Below are 13,921 nucleotides of genomic sequence, written 5' to 3'. Positions count from 1 at the left end.
GCGCAACGTCACGTCACGGTGCTTCGATGAGCCCGGCCGAGATCGCCTTGACGACCGCCTGGACCTTGTTGGTCGCGCCGAGCTTCTCGAGGATGTTGTTCACGTGGAAGTTCACAGTCCGCTCCGAGATGCTGAGGATCTGGCCGATTTCGCACGCGGTCTTGCCCTCGGCCGTCCAGCACAGCACCTCGCGCTCGCGCGCGGTCAGCGTGACGCCCGCCGCGGGCGACAGCTTCGGCACCATGAAGCGGCTCATCAGCGAATGCGACAGGTTCGCGAGCCAGTTGGTCTGCAGCGTCAGCATGTTGATCTCGGCCGGCGTCAGCCGGTCGGCATGACGGGCGATGCTCAGCAGACCGAACGCACCGCGCGCCGCCCAGCTCGACTGCGCGACGCCCACCGACAGCCCGAAATCGCGCGCGTCCTGCCACAGCGGGCACGGGTCGATGTTGTCGACGTCCGGCCAGACGATCATGTTGGTGCTGAGTGCGCCGTCGCGAACCGTCGAATCGATCTCGATATAGTTCCGCGCCTGGTAGTGCGCCATCCAGCCGTCCGGATAGGTATTGAAGATGGCGACCGCCGGCTTCGAAACGGGCAGCGGTACGCGAATGCCGTAACAGCAGTATTCGAATCCCAACCGCTTGGAATAGGCAGCAATCCGCTGGAAGAGCTGCTGCTCGTCTTCCGCGGCGCTGAATTGTTGGTAGGCATCCTGCCAGCGCAGTTCCATTCTTTCTCCGACAACGTCACGCTGTCATACTTGTCAGGTTCCAGCACCCTTTCGAGGCTGATACATTCCGCGCATGACTTCACCCTTGCTGCACCCTGTCGCCGGCCCGTCCCCGGACGGCTACGTACGCCTGTCAGAAAGCGCACTGGCCGCCCTCGTGCTCGACCATGTCGAGAGCGGCCTCGACCCGTCGCTGCTGGCCGAACTGCGCGACAACGCGATCGACGCGCGCCTCGCCGGCTATACCGAATGGCATCGCGCGGCCGGTGCCGGCGTCGCGTACGTGACGGTCGGCTGGGACTGGTATCTCGAACGCGCGACGGGCACGTTCGTGATCGCGGGCGGCGATGTCCGCAGCAACGTGATGGCCATCGACGCCAAGGGTGCCGACATCGGCATGTTCCGCACGGCCGCCGCGCTCGCCGCAAGGCTCGCCGCCATCGACTGGCCCGCCGCGGTCGCATCGGCCCTCCTCGGACACAACGACGCCTATCATGCCGGTCCGACGCTCCAGTGACAACTGGCTGCGCATTCCTCTGACGATATTGCAAGACTGGCGCTCTTTATAAGCAAAAGCGGCCCGGTTTTCAATCCCGTCGATCAAGAAACCGTTGCCACGTCCCCAATGGCGTCCATCGACGCCACCCTGTAAGAGTTACCAGTTACAGGCTCCTCGTGCCGCGCGCTGTAATGCACGCATACAAAAGCACAGATCCGAGGACATCCATGCAGACCTTCGTTCACGAGGAAGGGCGGTTGCCACACGAACTCGCGGCGGATCTAGGGCGCTATCGGCGCCGTGTGTTCGTCGAACAGCTCGGCTGGGCGCTCCCGTCGGCGAACGAAAGTTTCGAGCGCGACCAGTTCGATCGCGACGATACCGTCTACGTGTTCGCGCGAAACGCCGCCGGCGACATGTGCGGATGCGCGCGCCTGCTGCCGACGACGCGCCCGTACCTGCTGAAGTCGCTGTTCGCCGACCTGGTCGCCGAGGACATGCCGCTGCCGCAGTCTGCCGCCGTCTGGGAACTGTCCCGATTCGCGGCGACCGACGACGAAGGCGGGCCCGGCAACGCCGAATGGGCCGTACGCCCGATGCTCGCGGCCGTCGTCGAGTGTGCGGCGCAGCTCGGCGCGCGGCAGTTGATCGGCGTGACGTTCGCGAGCATGGAGCGGCTGTTCCGCCGGATCGGCATCCACGCGCACCGCGCAGGCCCGCCGAAGCAGGTGGACGGGCGTCTGGTGGTCGCGTGCTGGATCGACATCGATCCGCAAACGTTTGCCGCACTGGGAATCGAGCCCGGGCAGGTCGCCCGGCAAGCTATCGCCGCCTGAGCCGGAACGCGCGTTTCCGTCCAGGCGGCATCGTAACGAAGGAGAACCAACGTGGACCAGTCTCAGGTCTTTCGCGCGATGATGCCCGGGTTGACGGGCGCCGGCGGCGCCCGCATCACGGTCGCCTATCCGTCGTTTCCGAGGCCGTTGCCGCTCGTGCGGCTCGACCGCCGCGGGCTCGTGTTTCGCGCCGCCGGCGCCGCGCCGCTCGTGTGCGGGCTGCCGCGCCCGGCAACCCTGCTGGTCGCGGACGAACCGCTGTGCTCGCTGCGCCTCGTGATCCGCGACATCGCCGCGACCGGCGACGGCCGGCACGACCTGACGATGCAGCCGTCCGGCGCCGCCGGCGACGAACTGCTGTGGCACGCATTGCGCGATCGGGCGCCGTACCGGCGGATCCGGCACCCGCTCGCGCCGGTCGATCGGCCGGTCGCCGTCGACGGCGAACCGCATGCGGCGGCCGGCGAAATCGCGTCACGCCCGTCGCGCAGCGCGGCTTTTCGCCTGCCCTGCCACAGCGACGCGCTGTTCTTCGCCGACTGGCTCGAATATCACTTCGACGAACTTCGCGCGCTGTCGCAACAGCACGGGCCGCAACTGCAGCTCAATCAGCTCGAACGACAGGTCGACGAGGACGAGGTTGGCGTGCGTTTCGTCTACGACATCGATGGGCATGCGACGCGGCACGCACTGACCGACTGCGCGCGCGAGGCGTGCGCATGGATCGAGACGGAGATGCGCAGCAAATATGCGCTGCCCGTCGCGCAACGGCGGTTCGGCGCGTTTGCGGCGCATGCACGAGCCGGCGGCGTGTGAACGAAGCCCGTGCAGCGCGCCGCCATCCGGGCGGGCTGGGGCGGCGGCAGGTTGTGCGGATACAACAAGCGCTTGCAAACGTCCGGGTTTTCCCTTAAATTTACGTCTGTCTCCTCCATGTCTCCAAACATGGATTCGGCCCGCTCAAGCAGCGGGCTTTTTTATTGCCTGAACGGTTTTCGGGGCCATATCCAGCCCCACGTCAGGCTAGCCCGCTGGACGCACGCTGGCCGGGCGTAGCCAGTAGTGATGCACCGCAAATATCAGCGCGACCACCACGACCAGTATCAGCAGCAGGTACAACCAGCCCTTTCTGGTCGACGGCAGGTCCGTCACGGCGCCGACGTCGCCCGTCAGCGCCGCCAATGCGACCATCGTCAGGCCGGCCAGCGCCAACGTCCCTTTTGCCACCCATCCGAAGGCAACCTCTAGTCCGGCCGCCCATCGCGACTGGCGATAAGGTCCGGCAACCGGCCGGCGAAGATCGGGCTTACCCATTCGTCACCTCCGGCCCGGTATGCGCATATCCGTACGTCGTGCGGCAGGCGCAGCCGAACGCATGCCTTCAAAGGTCTTGCTGACGAGTGGCCACTGCAATGCGGTGTGCACACACTGGATCGAGAAGCGTCATGTTTTTTCTTGCGCGAAACGTGGCTCGACAATTCGATCCGTTTGGCCGCGTCGAATCGATATCGTTCGATACGGCAAGTATCGCCCGAAGCGCGGTTCGCTCGCCTCGCGCAATCGCGATCGGCCGCTTATCATCGAGCGGCCCACCACTTCCCGCCGAGGCCATCTTGCACGCCCATCTGCGCATTGCCCGCCCGGTCAGCAACCTCGCCCGCACCGAGCGCATGTATCGCGACGCCCTCGATCTGTCGGTACTGGCGCGCTTCGAGGATCACGACGGCTTTTTCGGCGTGATGCTCGGACGCGAAGGCCTCGACTACCACTTCGAGTTCACGCACTGCCCCGACCATCCGATCGCGCCGTCGCCGACGCCCGAGGACCTGATCGTGTTCTACGTGCCCGATCGTCCGGAATGGGAAGCCGCCTGCGAGCGCGCGACCGAACACGGCTTCATGCCGGTGACGTCGTTCAATCCATACTGGGAAATATCAGGTCAAACCTTCGAGGATGCCGACGGCTACCGGATCGTGTTGCAGAACGGGACGTGGCATTGACGGGCTGACGCGCGTGAGCCGTTACACGCCGACGTGGCCGTCGTCGCGGTCGCGTCTCCGCGTCGGCCGGTTGCGAGCGACGCTGCGTCAGGCATTCGGTTTCGATTCAGCGGCGTGATCATGACGGGAGTACGGAGCGGACGGACGCCGCGCACAACGCAGCCGACGTCACATGCCCGGTACTGGAATGCATGACGGAAGACGATCGCGATCGTCGCGTGTACCGGCAACGATCGGAAGAACAGATGACGAGAAACGGGGCGCTGGCGCGCCCCGCCCGGTTATTCGTTTTCTTCGAAGTAATGCCCGAACTTCGTTTGCTTCGTGCGGATATAACGTTCGTTTTCCTCGCGCACAGGCACCGCGAGCGCCACGCGCTCGCAGACGGGAATACCGTGCTTCACGAGCGTGTCGAACTTCTTCGGGTTGTTGCTCATCAGCCGAACCGACGTCACGCCGAGGATGCGCAGGATCGCGGCGGCCGAGTCGTATTCGCGGGCGTCGTCGGGGAGACCGAGATCGAGGTTCGCCTCGACGGTATCGCGCCCCTGCTCCTGCAGCGCGTACGCGCGGATCTTGTTGCTCAGGCCGATGCCGCGGCCTTCATGACCGCGCAGATACAGCAGCACGCCGCGGTTTTCGGCGGCGATGTAGCGCAACGCGAGATCGAGTTGCTCGCCGCAATCGCAGCGGTACGAGCCGAACACGTCACCGGTCAGGCATTCGGAATGCAGACGGGTGAGCACGGACTGCTCGCCGGTCACGTCGCCCATCACGAGCGCGAGATGTTCGGCATCGCTGCCCGATACGCGAAACGCGTATGACGTGAACGTACCGTAGCGCGTAGGCAGCGACGCGGTGGCGACGAGCGTCACGCACTCGTCGGCCTGGCCATTGCCCGGCGAGGGCGATTGGGGACGCGAAGACATCATGAATTCAATCGAAACGTTCAGGAATGTAGGAGTTGTGTGGATGGTGCGTGACGGGAGTTTACCGCTAATCTGGAAACGTCACGCGACTGCCGCCGCCCGCCCGGCTATACTGGGCTCACCGGGTGACGCGCATCACGTCCCGCCTGCCCTGCATCGACCTGCATACGGAGAAAGCGAATGAGCACGACTGTCGCGCAGATTCTCAAGGCCAAGCCGGATTCGGGCCGTACCATCTACACCGTCACGAAGACCGATCTCGTCTACGACGCCATCAAGCTGATGGCCGAAAAGGGTATCGGTGCACTGCTGGTCGTGGACGGCGACGACATCGCGGGCATCGTCACCGAGCGCGACTACGCGCGCAAGATCGTCCTGCAGGACCGCTCGTCGAAAGCCACCCGCGTCGAGGAAATCATGACGGCGAAGGTGCGCTACGTCGAACCGTCACAATCCACGGACGAGTGCATGGCGCTGATGACCGAGCACCGGATGCGCCACCTGCCCGTGCTCGACGGCGGCAAGCTGGTCGGCCTCATCTCGATCGGCGACCTCGTGAAGAGCGTGATTGCCGATCAGCAGTTCACGATCAGCCAGCTCGAACACTATATCCACGGCACGCCTACCGTCACGTCGGCCTGATTCGCGTCAGCAAAAAAGGCCCAAACGCGTCAGCGTCTGGGCTCAAAGCCGCCGGCATGCGGCGACGGAGGTTCTGCTCCTGCGGGCGAACGACGCGCGGTCAGCGCGCGTCTCGTCGATTCAGCGGTGCGCTCGGGCAGACCCGGGGAACGTTCAATTAGTTACCGAAGTAGACCGAATTCACGGGATTCGGCGCTTCCCGCGTCACACGGCGGCCGGATTGTGCGGCACCCGTCGCCACGGCACCGTAGCCGCTCGTATCGGCCTGAGCGAGCGCCGGCTGGTTCGGCTGGATACGCTGTTCGGCAGCCTGGATGTCGCTCGGATATTGCGAATCGCTCGCCACCGGCTTGTAGCCATTCTGCTCGAGTTGCACGAGTTCGGCCTTGACCTGAGCGCGGGTCAACCCCTGCTCGGACTGCGCGAACGATGCAATCGGAGCGGCAAGGACGGATGCGGCGATGGCTGCGTAGACGATCGACTTCATGATTTACCTCCGGAATATGTTCTCTTTTGACGTCGCCTCGACGGGGACTGTCTGAAGCGATTGAGTCCAGTGTAGTGCTCGCCAAACCAAGGGGAAACCCTTAGTTTGAATATACAGCGTTGCATTTCTGGAAAAAATCGCCGATGGTTTTCAGTCGGAGGCGTTGCAACTTGCTTCATCCACACAACAATCGCTGACGAAACGCCAACAATCGAATCACTTGCCCGGAAGGTTGTGTTGTAGAATCGTAAGGTTTTATTCGCCAGTCGATATTCCGTCCACCATGTACGCGCTCACGCCCCTTTCGGTTTCGCCGTCCGGCCCGGCCGGCGTGCGCGCGTGCGCCGGCCAGCCGGCACATCCCCTCGCTCGACGCACGGCCCAGGCGCCGCTCGCCCCTGCCCGGCGCCTGATCTGACCGCTCGGTCTCCACCCCGGAGCCCGGTCAGACAGGCTCCGGGCGATCCTCATAGGCACGCCACGCCTGCCCCTGCCGATCATTTGGAGAACTCCCATGAAACAACGCCTTTACCAACTGACCGAACTCGACGTCGCTCGCCTCGAAAAGCACGCCGAGCACAACCCGCGCTTCCAGACGATGCTCGACACGCTGCTCGAACGCGCCGATATCGTTCAGCCCGACGCCATCAAGGCGAACGTCGTCACGATGAACTCGCAGATCACGCTACTCGACGAAGCGACCCAGGAACAGGCCACCTGGACGATCGTTTATCCGGACGCCGCCAACCTCGAACTCGGCCGTTTGAACGTCTTCTCGCCCGTCGGCATGGCGCTGCTGGGCACGCAACGCGGCCAGATGGTCAAGGTGATGCAGCCGAGCGGTGCCGAAAAGCTGATGAAGGTCGCCGAGATCGTGTTCCAGCCGGAAGCCAACGGCGAATACACGCGCTGAGCCACCGGTCGACCCGCACCGCGCCATACGGGCGCAGAACGAAAAAGCGAGGCACGAGCCTCGCTTTTTTGCATTCGGACGCTCCCGATTATCGTCATCGCTTTCTGCGGACGAAAAAAAGGCGCCCGAAGGCGCCTTTTCGATGCTGCGAAGCGGGTTGCCCCGCCCGTCACGCTTAGAAGCGGTGACGCAGACCAACCGTTGCTGCGGTTTGGTTGATCGACGAGCTCGGCAGGTTGTCAGCAAAGCTGTTGCCGTTGTAGATCTGTGCGCCGATGCCGTTCTTCGCTGCACGCTGGTACACAGCTTGTGCGTAGACGTCGGTGCGCTTCGACAGCGCGTAGTCAGCTTGCAGACCGAACTGGTTCCAGTGCGTGCTGCCGTTGCTGATCTTCGCGTTCGTGTACGTGTAAGCAGCACCCAGGCCGAGAGCCGGCGTCAGGTTGTACTTGGCGTTGACTTCGTAGTTGTCGGTGCGCACCGTGCCCAGAGCACCGGCTGCGTTGTTGTCGAGACGTGCTTGCGTCCATGCAGCGCCGACTTGTGCCGGGCCGAATGCGTAGCCAGCAGCAGCACCGTACGTGCGGACGCGGCCTTGGCTAGCGACACCACCGATTGCCGACGACGTTGCGCCGCTTCCGTTCGTACCGTCACCCAGGTTCGCTTGCGAGTATGCACCCGCCAGCTTCAGGCCTTGGAACTGGTATGCAACGCCTGCGCTGTACGCACGGTTGTTGCCGAAGTTCGTGTTGTTCGAGAACGAGTACGTGCCGCCGAATTGCAGGCCAGCGTAGTTCGCGCTCGTGAACTTGATCGTGTTGTTCGATGCGACGTCGCCGGTCGTGCTCAGGCGATCGAGGTTCAGCGGGTGCGCGAAGTACGTGCCGCCCCACGAGCCCGTTGCCGTCAGCGGCGCCAGGTAGTCTTGCGTTGCGTCGTACTGCTTACCCAGCGTGACCGTGCCGTACTGGCTCGACAGACCGACAAATGCTTGACGGTTGAACATGCCGCCGTTGTTGCCCAGACGGCCGTCACCGATGCCGAAGCCGCTTTCCAACGTGAAGATTGCCTTCAGGCCGCCACCCAGGTCTTCCGAACCACGCAGGCCGAAACGGCTCTGGTCAATGCCCGAACCCATCGCCCAACGCGACTTGCCAGCTTGGCCGAGTGCCGGCTGGACGTTGCTCGTGTAGGTGATGCCTGCGTCCAGCACGCCGTACAGCGTGACGCTGCTTTGTGCGTGAGCGACGGTAGCGAACGATGCTGCAGCTGCTGCAACGATCAGAGTCTTGTTCATTCGTGGAGCTCCCTTCTAAAAAGAGGCAGGTCTCGCGACCTTGTTCATAAACGGTCTCAACCGCCCGGGAGCGCCATCGGTCCTGCTGGCGGCGCCCGGATAGTTGCCCGTTTGGGAACCGTGAGTTTAGGGGTGTACCCTAGGGGAGCGATCCGCAAATAAAGAAATAACCTTTTCCAGAACTAGAAATAATGAAAGTGGGGATGCGTCATAAGTATTTGTTTTAACGTTTGTTTTTGACTTCTTGACGCGTGGTTTTTGGAGCCTTTCATCGCACCATTCTTACATGTCAGCGTCTTGACGGTTGCATAGAAACAACAAGCGGATTCGGTTCGGCACCCCAAAATCGGTAATTGTTACCCGATTCAATCTCAAATATTGGCCAGCCGGCATCTCGGACGGCCCCTCCGCCCCACAAACCGGAGCGACGCCCAAAGCCACGGCGAGATCGCGTCAGCCGTCAAAAAGGGAAGAGTGGCGTTTCGTGACACTCGGTAACAGCCTTGACCGCCCGTGTAACCCTCCGGGCGCGCCGGCAGGCTAATGTAAGGCGACCTCGAATACTGAACAGGAATCGCCATGAATCGACGCTCGCTGCTGCGCGCCATCGGATTGACCGCCGCCTTCGCGGGTACCGGCTGGCTGCGCGCCGCCTCGGCCCAGCCCGCCCCGCCCGTGTACCGTCCATCCGGCCCGAACCGCGTACCGGGCGGCCCGCCCCATGCGGATCGCCCGACCTTCGCGCCGCCGGCCGCGCGGCGCGACCGCCGCCCACCACCGCCACGGCCGCATGGCTATATATGGACGGACGGCTACTGGCGCTGGCAGCGCGGCCGCTATATATGGGTGCCCGGTCGCTGGGTCGCCCGGCGCCCCGGGCGCCGCTGGGTGCCCGGCTACTGGCGCCGCCAGGGGCCCGTGTGGGTCTACGTCGACGGTTCGTGGCGGTAAACAGCAGCCCGGCTCCGGCCGATGAAGGTTCCGAGCGGAACGGCGCGCGCGAGCCGGCGCCGTCCGCGCCACGGAATCATGCGCGACGGCAGCGGGTGCCCGGCAACATATCGTCGGGCTATCCATTTCGACTACATCTTTTGGATCGCGAAGTGATTTCGTGACGATGCAAGTGCATCCGCCACGCTTCACCGCGCCCCGCTCATTCGCCACGTACCACGCTCACCTCACGCCCTCTTCCGACTCGCGCGCACGACGGCGCGCCGCGCGGATCGCACGATGATGTTCATCGGCCCACCGGATCATCGCGTGCATCGGTGTCAGGAACGACCGCCCGAGGTCGGTCAACGCATATTCGACCCGCGGCGGCACTTCGGCGAACAGCGTGCGGCTGACGAAGCCATCCTGCTCCAGCCGCTTCAGCGTACGCGACAGCATCTGGTTCGACACATCGCCGATCGTACGGCCGAGTTCGTTGAAGCGCATCGTTCCGCCCGACAGCGCCTCGAGCACGAGCAGGCTCCACTGGTCGCCGATGCGGTCCAGCACATCGCGGATCGGGCACGGCTGATCGAGATCGACGGATTCGTCGGCGGACGGCAGCGGCATGACGGAATTCTCTTTCACGGGCGGTACACAGTCACCGCGGCGTGACCTGTTCACACCGCGGTGACTTCTTGTGACGGGTTCGCGGCAACTGTACCATTCGATCGGCCCGACAGCCGCCTGCCCGTCGTCCGGATTCGCCAGTTCAACGAAGCATGACGATATCGCGCACTATCGGCAGCGGCATCTCGTGGTCTTGTCGGCGAATCGTTCATGCCGATACGGGATGCATCGCGCGGCCACGGCTCGATCGCTCGCCGGCCAGCGCGTTCAGCGCCGCCCGAGTCGCGCCTCCCTCCATGCATCGTCAGACCAGGAAAACGCTACATGTCATCGTTTCGCTCCCCCGTTCACGCCGTTGCCGCAGTCGTTCTGCTGGCCGCATCGACGGCCGCGCTGGCCACCGGCCCGGCCACGCGCGACCTGGCGGCCGAGGAAGCCAACCGCCAGCTCGTGCTGACGTTCTACGACCGCTTCTTCAACCGGCACGAAGCGCTCGAGGCCGCCGCCGTCGTCGCGGACGACTACAAACAGCACAACCCGCACGTGCCGGACGGCAAGAAGCCGTTCGTGTCGTACTTCGTCGGCGCGTTCCAGAAGAATCCGGCGTCACGCGCACGCATCGTCCGCAGCGCGGCCGACGGGGATCTGGTGTACCTGCACGTGCATGCGACCGAGCGCCCGGGCGATCGCGGCGAAGCGGTGGTCGACATCTTCCGCGTGAAGGACGGCAAGATCGTCGAACATTGGGACGTGATCCAGCCGGTGCCGGAAACGTCGGCGAACCGGAACACCATGTTCTGAGGCATCGCGCCGGCGCGTCGCGATGCCAGGCGGCTGGGACGCGGCCCGGACCGCGTCCGCCGCGCCGGTGTCGGGCCGTGCGAAGTTGCGCGACGACCACGCACGGGGCCCCGTTCGACAGGAGCGGGCCAACGTCGCGCGGCCCACGACAGCCCCCCCCCTACGACAACACGGCCGTTCGCGCGCCCGGCCGCGTACGGCCGTACGCCACCATCATCGCGAAGCTGAACAGGAAACCCGCGCCGCCGATCAGCAGCAATCCGATTTCGCCGAATACCGGCAGCAGATTCGTCAGCGCGCCCGTCACGACCCACGCGACCGCCATCACCGAGCCCGCGACGCCGAGCGCCCAGCCCTGCCGATCGTCGCTGACGGCGTCGGAAAACGCCGTATACATCGTCGTGTACGCAACCATATCGAAGCAGCCGACGACCATCGCGAGCGTCCACAGCACCGGTTCATGCGGGAACAGCGCGGACAGGATCTGGCCAAGGCCGGCCACGAGCAGGCCCGTCTTCGCGATATCGATCACGCGCCACACGCGCAGCATCAGCCGCACGACGCACAACAGGCCGAACACGAAGCAGATGCCGATCACGCCGCTGAACAACCCGAGCCGCGCGCTCGTGTAACCGAATTTCGCCTGCAACAGCAGCATGACGGTCTGCAGGTAGAGCCCGTAGCCGACCTGCATCAGGAAGAACACCACCGACAGGAATGCGACGTCGCGCTGCCGCGCGGCTTCCCGGATGATCCGCAGCGGCAACAACGGATCGATGCGCGTGTCGCCGCGCGGCGCCGCGGAATCGCGATACGACGCCCAGGTCCAGCACGCGCAGATCAGCGACAACGCGGCGACCAGTGCGAACGGCGTGCCGTAGTCGAACAGCGGCGAGATCGTCCGGTCGGACGTCACGCCGCCGAGCACCGGGCCGACGATCACGCCCGCGCTGAACGCGAGCGACATGATGCTCATGTTGTACGCCTTCGTCTCGGGCGTGCTGAGATCGGTGATGGCCGCCTGCGCGATGCCCTGGCAGCCGGCCATCAAGCCCGTGAGCCCGCGCCCGGCCAGCAGCAGCGCGACGCCGGCATGCGACGCACCGGCCGCCATCATCGCGTAGCCGGCCGCGAGGCCGAACACGCACAGCAGCAGGATCCGGCGGCGGCCGTAGCGATCGGACAGTTCGCCCATCAGCGACGAGCCGAAGAACATGCACAGCGGATAGATCCCGTAGCCGAGGCCGAGATAGAAATTGCGCACGTGCACGCCGGCGTCGGCCGGCAGGATGCCCGCGTGCGGATCGCTGAAAATGGCGGACATCATCGGATAAACGAGGCCGAACCCCATCGCGTCGAGCGCGATGGCGAGCAAGCAGGGGCCGAGCAACTTGTAGTCGAGCCGGGACATGGCGACCTTCCGGACAGAGTGGATGATCGCGCCAGCGTAAAGACCAGGCGACGGCCGCGGTAGGCCGCCGGACGCGATGCTGATCATCGGCTCGCCCGATACCCGCGATACCGCCTGCGCCGATGGGTCGCCGTCCCGCCCGGGCGGCCGCTACATCGGGCGCGCAGCGCGTCGGGGCGCCGCACCACACGGCCCTGCCCGCCGCCCGCGTGCGACGGGCTCATCCGTCTGAACCACACGAAGCGCACGCCTTGGTGCGATCACGGCCCAGGCAGCGCCGGCGATGTGACGTCAGTGCGCCGCCTCGGCCGTCGGCACCCGGCATGCGCTCAGGCCGCGCTGAACGGCCGGCCGCGCGGCGATCTCGGCGAGCCAGCGCTCGACGTGCGGAAAGCCGGCAAGGTCGAGATCCAGCTCGGCCGCCGTGCGCAGCCACGGGAACGCGGCAATGTCGGCGATCGAATACCGCGACGACGCGAGATACGCCGATTCCGACAAGCGGCCGTTCACGACGCCGTAGAGACGCAGCGCCTCCTTCCGGTAGCGGTCGATCGCTTCCGCATTGCCCGTCTTCGAGGCGTGCAGGAACCACCACAGCTGACCGAGCATCGGCCCGATCCCGCCGATCTGGACATGCAGCCATTGCTGGACCGCCGTGCGCTCGGCCAGCGTTTCAGGCTGCAGGCAGCCCGTCTTCTCGGCGAGATAGCCGAGGATCGCGCCGGATTCGAATACGGCCAGCCCCGTGTCGTGGTCGACGATGGCCGGGATCTTGCCGTTCGGATTGATCGCGAGATACGCCGCGCTGCGCTGCTCGCCGGCGGACAGGTTCACCTGCACGCGGTCGTGGGCAAGCCCGGCCTCTTCCAGGTAGATCGCGATCTTGTGCCCGTTCGGCGTGTCGGCTGTATAGAACGTGAGGGAGTGCGTCGAGGTCATGTCGGTCCTTGTCATCAGTTAGCATTGCAACTGCAATCGTTGCAATTGCAATCCTATGCCGAAACCGGCGATGCCGGCGACATGCCAGTACTCGAAGGAGGGACATGCAGATGGCGCGGCCTGGTCCGCCCGTGCGGCGCCCGACACCTGCCGCGCCGCGTCGTCAGCCCGCCTCGAACGGCTGACGACGCGGCGGCTCGTGCCGCATGGCCGGCCGGCGGCCGCGCTCGATGGGCGGCGCGCGGCCGCTCCGTGTGCCGGATACCGTTACTTCACTCCGGCTGCCGCGTCGCGCGCGGCAGCGGCCGCGCGATCGAGCGCAACGGCCATCGCCGCCCGCTCCTTGCCGGTGAACTGGTCGAGAAAAAGCTCGGCGACCGTCGACTGGTAGACCTTCCACATCTTTTTGCGCAGCGTCCGCCCCTTGGCGGTGATGCTCGCGAACGCGGCGCGGCCGTCGTCCGCCGAACGCGTGCGCGTGACGAGCCCCTCCTGTTCGAGCCGGTCGATGAGCCGCGTCAGGTTGTAGCGCTCGATCGCCAGCACATCGGCCAGTTCGTGCATGCGGCGCGTGCCGTCGGGCCCGCTTTCGAGCCCCCACAGTGCGTCGTACCACGCGTATGCGGGCAGGGACGCCGCCGCGAGGCGACGCTCGATCTCGCGAATCATCGTCCGGTGCGCGCGGACGAACGAGAACCACAGATCGGGTTCGGTTGCGCTCATGTCAGGTCGTTCCTCTCTCTTAATTGCATTTGCAATCAAATTTTACCGCGAGAACGATGACCCTTTCATGCGATTGCAATGGCCGCCTTGCTCGCCGATCGCTGCGCGTTGCTTCGCGCGGAGCGACGCGACGCTACGATCGCCGCGCCGC

17 protein-coding genes are annotated in these 13,921 nt (G+C 65.0%); 8 read left to right on the top strand and 9 right to left on the bottom strand.

The genetic code is table 11. The features are described 5' to 3' along the window. Positions 1 to 13 precede the first annotated feature (13 nt). Positions 14 to 733, bottom strand: coding sequence for an autoinducer binding domain-containing protein (locus WS64_RS30330; RefSeq protein ID WP_059584867.1), 720 nt, complete (start codon positions 731 to 733; stop codon positions 14 to 16). A gap of 73 nt (positions 734 to 806) precedes the next feature. On the opposite strand from WS64_RS30330, the gene WS64_RS30325 reads away from it, so the two are divergent. From WS64_RS30325 to WS64_RS30315, 3 genes are all read left to right on the top strand, one after another. Beyond that, positions 807 to 1,250 (top strand): DUF4902 domain-containing protein, encoded by a 444-nt coding sequence (locus WS64_RS30325; protein ID WP_060968743.1) that lies wholly within the window; start codon positions 807 to 809, stop codon positions 1,248 to 1,250. Between the two features lie 209 nt (positions 1,251 to 1,459). Continuing rightward, positions 1,460 to 2,068: an acyl-homoserine-lactone synthase gene (locus tag WS64_RS30320; RefSeq protein WP_059584865.1), complete on the top strand. Its 609-nt coding sequence runs from the start codon at positions 1,460 to 1,462 to the stop codon at positions 2,066 to 2,068. Between the two features lie 51 nt (positions 2,069 to 2,119). Continuing rightward, complete coding sequence (locus WS64_RS30315; RefSeq protein ID WP_060968742.1) at positions 2,120 to 2,884, top strand: hypothetical protein; 765 nt, start codon at positions 2,120 to 2,122, stop codon at positions 2,882 to 2,884. Positions 2,885 to 3,091: 207 nt separating this feature from the next. Here WS64_RS30315 and WS64_RS30310 read toward each other — a convergent pair whose 3' ends face one another. Then, a complete protein-coding gene (locus WS64_RS30310; protein ID WP_060968741.1) occupies positions 3,092 to 3,382 on the bottom strand; it encodes a hypothetical protein in 291 nt (96 codons plus the stop codon). A 299-nt stretch (positions 3,383 to 3,681) separates the two neighbouring features. Here WS64_RS30310 and WS64_RS30305 point away from each other — a divergent pair, with 299 nt between their 5' ends. Beyond that, positions 3,682 to 4,068 carry a VOC family protein gene (locus WS64_RS30305; protein ID WP_060968740.1) on the top strand — a complete coding sequence of 129 codons (387 nt, stop codon included), beginning with the start codon at positions 3,682 to 3,684 and terminating at the stop codon, positions 4,066 to 4,068. A 281-nt stretch (positions 4,069 to 4,349) separates the two neighbouring features. Here the strand turns inward: WS64_RS30305 and ribA are convergent, their stop codons facing one another. Next, positions 4,350 to 5,000, bottom strand: a complete 651-nt coding sequence (gene ribA / locus WS64_RS30300; protein ID WP_059584856.1) for a GTP cyclohydrolase II — start codon at positions 4,998 to 5,000, stop codon at positions 4,350 to 4,352. A 177-nt stretch (positions 5,001 to 5,177) separates the two neighbouring features. On the opposite strand from ribA, the gene WS64_RS30295 reads away from it, so the two are divergent. After that, on the top strand, positions 5,178 to 5,639 hold the full coding sequence (locus tag WS64_RS30295) for a CBS domain-containing protein (protein WP_012339746.1): 462 nt from the start codon (positions 5,178 to 5,180) through the stop codon (positions 5,637 to 5,639). A gap of 157 nt (positions 5,640 to 5,796) precedes the next feature. Here the strand turns inward: WS64_RS30295 and WS64_RS30290 are convergent, their stop codons facing one another. After that, the gene (locus WS64_RS30290) at positions 5,797 to 6,126 is read right to left on the bottom strand and encodes a DUF4148 domain-containing protein (protein WP_059584855.1); all 330 of its coding nucleotides are present in this window, start codon (positions 6,124 to 6,126) and stop codon (positions 5,797 to 5,799) included. Positions 6,127 to 6,640: 514 nt separating this feature from the next. Here WS64_RS30290 and WS64_RS30285 point away from each other — a divergent pair. Continuing rightward, on the top strand, positions 6,641 to 7,039 hold the full coding sequence (locus tag WS64_RS30285; RefSeq protein WP_027781009.1) for a GreA/GreB family elongation factor: 399 nt from the start codon (positions 6,641 to 6,643) through the stop codon (positions 7,037 to 7,039). A 175-nt stretch (positions 7,040 to 7,214) separates the two neighbouring features. Here the strand turns inward: WS64_RS30285 and WS64_RS30280 are convergent, their stop codons facing one another. After that, the gene (locus WS64_RS30280; protein WP_060968739.1) at positions 7,215 to 8,336 is read right to left on the bottom strand and encodes a porin; all 1,122 of its coding nucleotides are present in this window, start codon (positions 8,334 to 8,336) and stop codon (positions 7,215 to 7,217) included. 579 nt (positions 8,337 to 8,915) lie between these two features. On the opposite strand from WS64_RS30280, the gene WS64_RS33970 reads away from it, so the two are divergent. Next, positions 8,916 to 9,287 carry a YXWGXW repeat-containing protein gene (locus WS64_RS33970; RefSeq protein WP_081103981.1) on the top strand — a complete coding sequence of 124 codons (372 nt, stop codon included), beginning with the start codon at positions 8,916 to 8,918 and terminating at the stop codon, positions 9,285 to 9,287. Positions 9,288 to 9,509: 222 nt separating this feature from the next. Here the strand turns inward: WS64_RS33970 and WS64_RS30275 are convergent, their stop codons facing one another. After that, complete coding sequence (locus WS64_RS30275; RefSeq protein WP_060968738.1) at positions 9,510 to 9,896, bottom strand: winged helix-turn-helix transcriptional regulator; 387 nt, start codon at positions 9,894 to 9,896, stop codon at positions 9,510 to 9,512. Between the two features lie 324 nt (positions 9,897 to 10,220). Between WS64_RS30275 and WS64_RS30270 the strand changes: the two genes are divergently transcribed. Then, positions 10,221 to 10,697 carry a nuclear transport factor 2 family protein gene (locus WS64_RS30270; protein WP_059639697.1) on the top strand — a complete coding sequence of 159 codons (477 nt, stop codon included), beginning with the start codon at positions 10,221 to 10,223 and terminating at the stop codon, positions 10,695 to 10,697. Between the two features lie 160 nt (positions 10,698 to 10,857). Here the strand turns inward: WS64_RS30270 and WS64_RS30265 are convergent, their stop codons facing one another. The 3 genes from WS64_RS30265 to WS64_RS30255 all read right to left on the bottom strand — a co-directional run bounded on the left by WS64_RS30265 (position 10,858) and on the right by WS64_RS30255 (position 13,770). After that, positions 10,858 to 12,108, bottom strand: coding sequence for an MFS transporter (locus WS64_RS30265; protein WP_060968737.1), 1,251 nt, complete (start codon positions 12,106 to 12,108; stop codon positions 10,858 to 10,860). A gap of 291 nt (positions 12,109 to 12,399) precedes the next feature. Next, entirely contained in the window at positions 12,400 to 13,047 is a 648-nt protein-coding gene (locus tag WS64_RS30260; RefSeq protein ID WP_060968736.1) for a glutathione S-transferase family protein, read from the bottom strand. A gap of 267 nt (positions 13,048 to 13,314) precedes the next feature. Beyond that, positions 13,315 to 13,770, bottom strand: coding sequence for a MarR family winged helix-turn-helix transcriptional regulator (locus WS64_RS30255; RefSeq protein WP_059639700.1), 456 nt, complete (start codon positions 13,768 to 13,770; stop codon positions 13,315 to 13,317). Positions 13,771 to 13,921: the final 151 nt, after the last annotated feature.

The organism is Burkholderia anthina, assembly GCF_001547525.1.
Taxonomy (GTDB): Bacteria; Pseudomonadota; Gammaproteobacteria; order Burkholderiales; family Burkholderiaceae; genus Burkholderia; species Burkholderia semiarida.
The sequence above is the reverse complement of the archived record's forward strand: the minus strand, read 5'-3'. Positions and strand labels throughout refer to the sequence as shown.

Coding starts and splice junctions, on each gene's coding strand:
- WS64_RS30255 (WP_059639700.1), bottom strand. CDS start 13,770: ATGAGCGCAACCGAACCCGATCTGTGGTTCTCGTTCGTCCGCGCGCAC.
- WS64_RS33970 (WP_081103981.1), top strand. CDS start 8,916: ATGAATCGACGCTCGCTGCTGCGCGCCATCGGATTGACCGCCGCCTTC.
- WS64_RS30270 (WP_059639697.1), top strand. CDS start 10,221: ATGTCATCGTTTCGCTCCCCCGTTCACGCCGTTGCCGCAGTCGTTCTG.
- WS64_RS30280 (WP_060968739.1), bottom strand. CDS start 8,336: ATGAACAAGACTCTGATCGTTGCAGCAGCTGCAGCATCGTTCGCTACC.
- WS64_RS30265 (WP_060968737.1), bottom strand. CDS start 12,108: ATGTCCCGGCTCGACTACAAGTTGCTCGGCCCCTGCTTGCTCGCCATC.
- WS64_RS30320 (WP_059584865.1), top strand. CDS start 1,460: ATGCAGACCTTCGTTCACGAGGAAGGGCGGTTGCCACACGAACTCGCG.
- WS64_RS30295 (WP_012339746.1), top strand. CDS start 5,178: ATGAGCACGACTGTCGCGCAGATTCTCAAGGCCAAGCCGGATTCGGGC.
- WS64_RS30275 (WP_060968738.1), bottom strand. CDS start 9,896: ATGCCGCTGCCGTCCGCCGACGAATCCGTCGATCTCGATCAGCCGTGC.
- ribA (WP_059584856.1), bottom strand. CDS start 5,000: ATGATGTCTTCGCGTCCCCAATCGCCCTCGCCGGGCAATGGCCAGGCC.
- WS64_RS30330 (WP_059584867.1), bottom strand. CDS start 733: ATGGAACTGCGCTGGCAGGATGCCTACCAACAATTCAGCGCCGCGGAA.
- WS64_RS30260 (WP_060968736.1), bottom strand. CDS start 13,047: ATGACCTCGACGCACTCCCTCACGTTCTATACAGCCGACACGCCGAAC.
- WS64_RS30290 (WP_059584855.1), bottom strand. CDS start 6,126: ATGAAGTCGATCGTCTACGCAGCCATCGCCGCATCCGTCCTTGCCGCT.
- WS64_RS30285 (WP_027781009.1), top strand. CDS start 6,641: ATGAAACAACGCCTTTACCAACTGACCGAACTCGACGTCGCTCGCCTC.
- WS64_RS30325 (WP_060968743.1), top strand. CDS start 807: ATGACTTCACCCTTGCTGCACCCTGTCGCCGGCCCGTCCCCGGACGGC.
- WS64_RS30310 (WP_060968741.1), bottom strand. CDS start 3,382: ATGGGTAAGCCCGATCTTCGCCGGCCGGTTGCCGGACCTTATCGCCAG.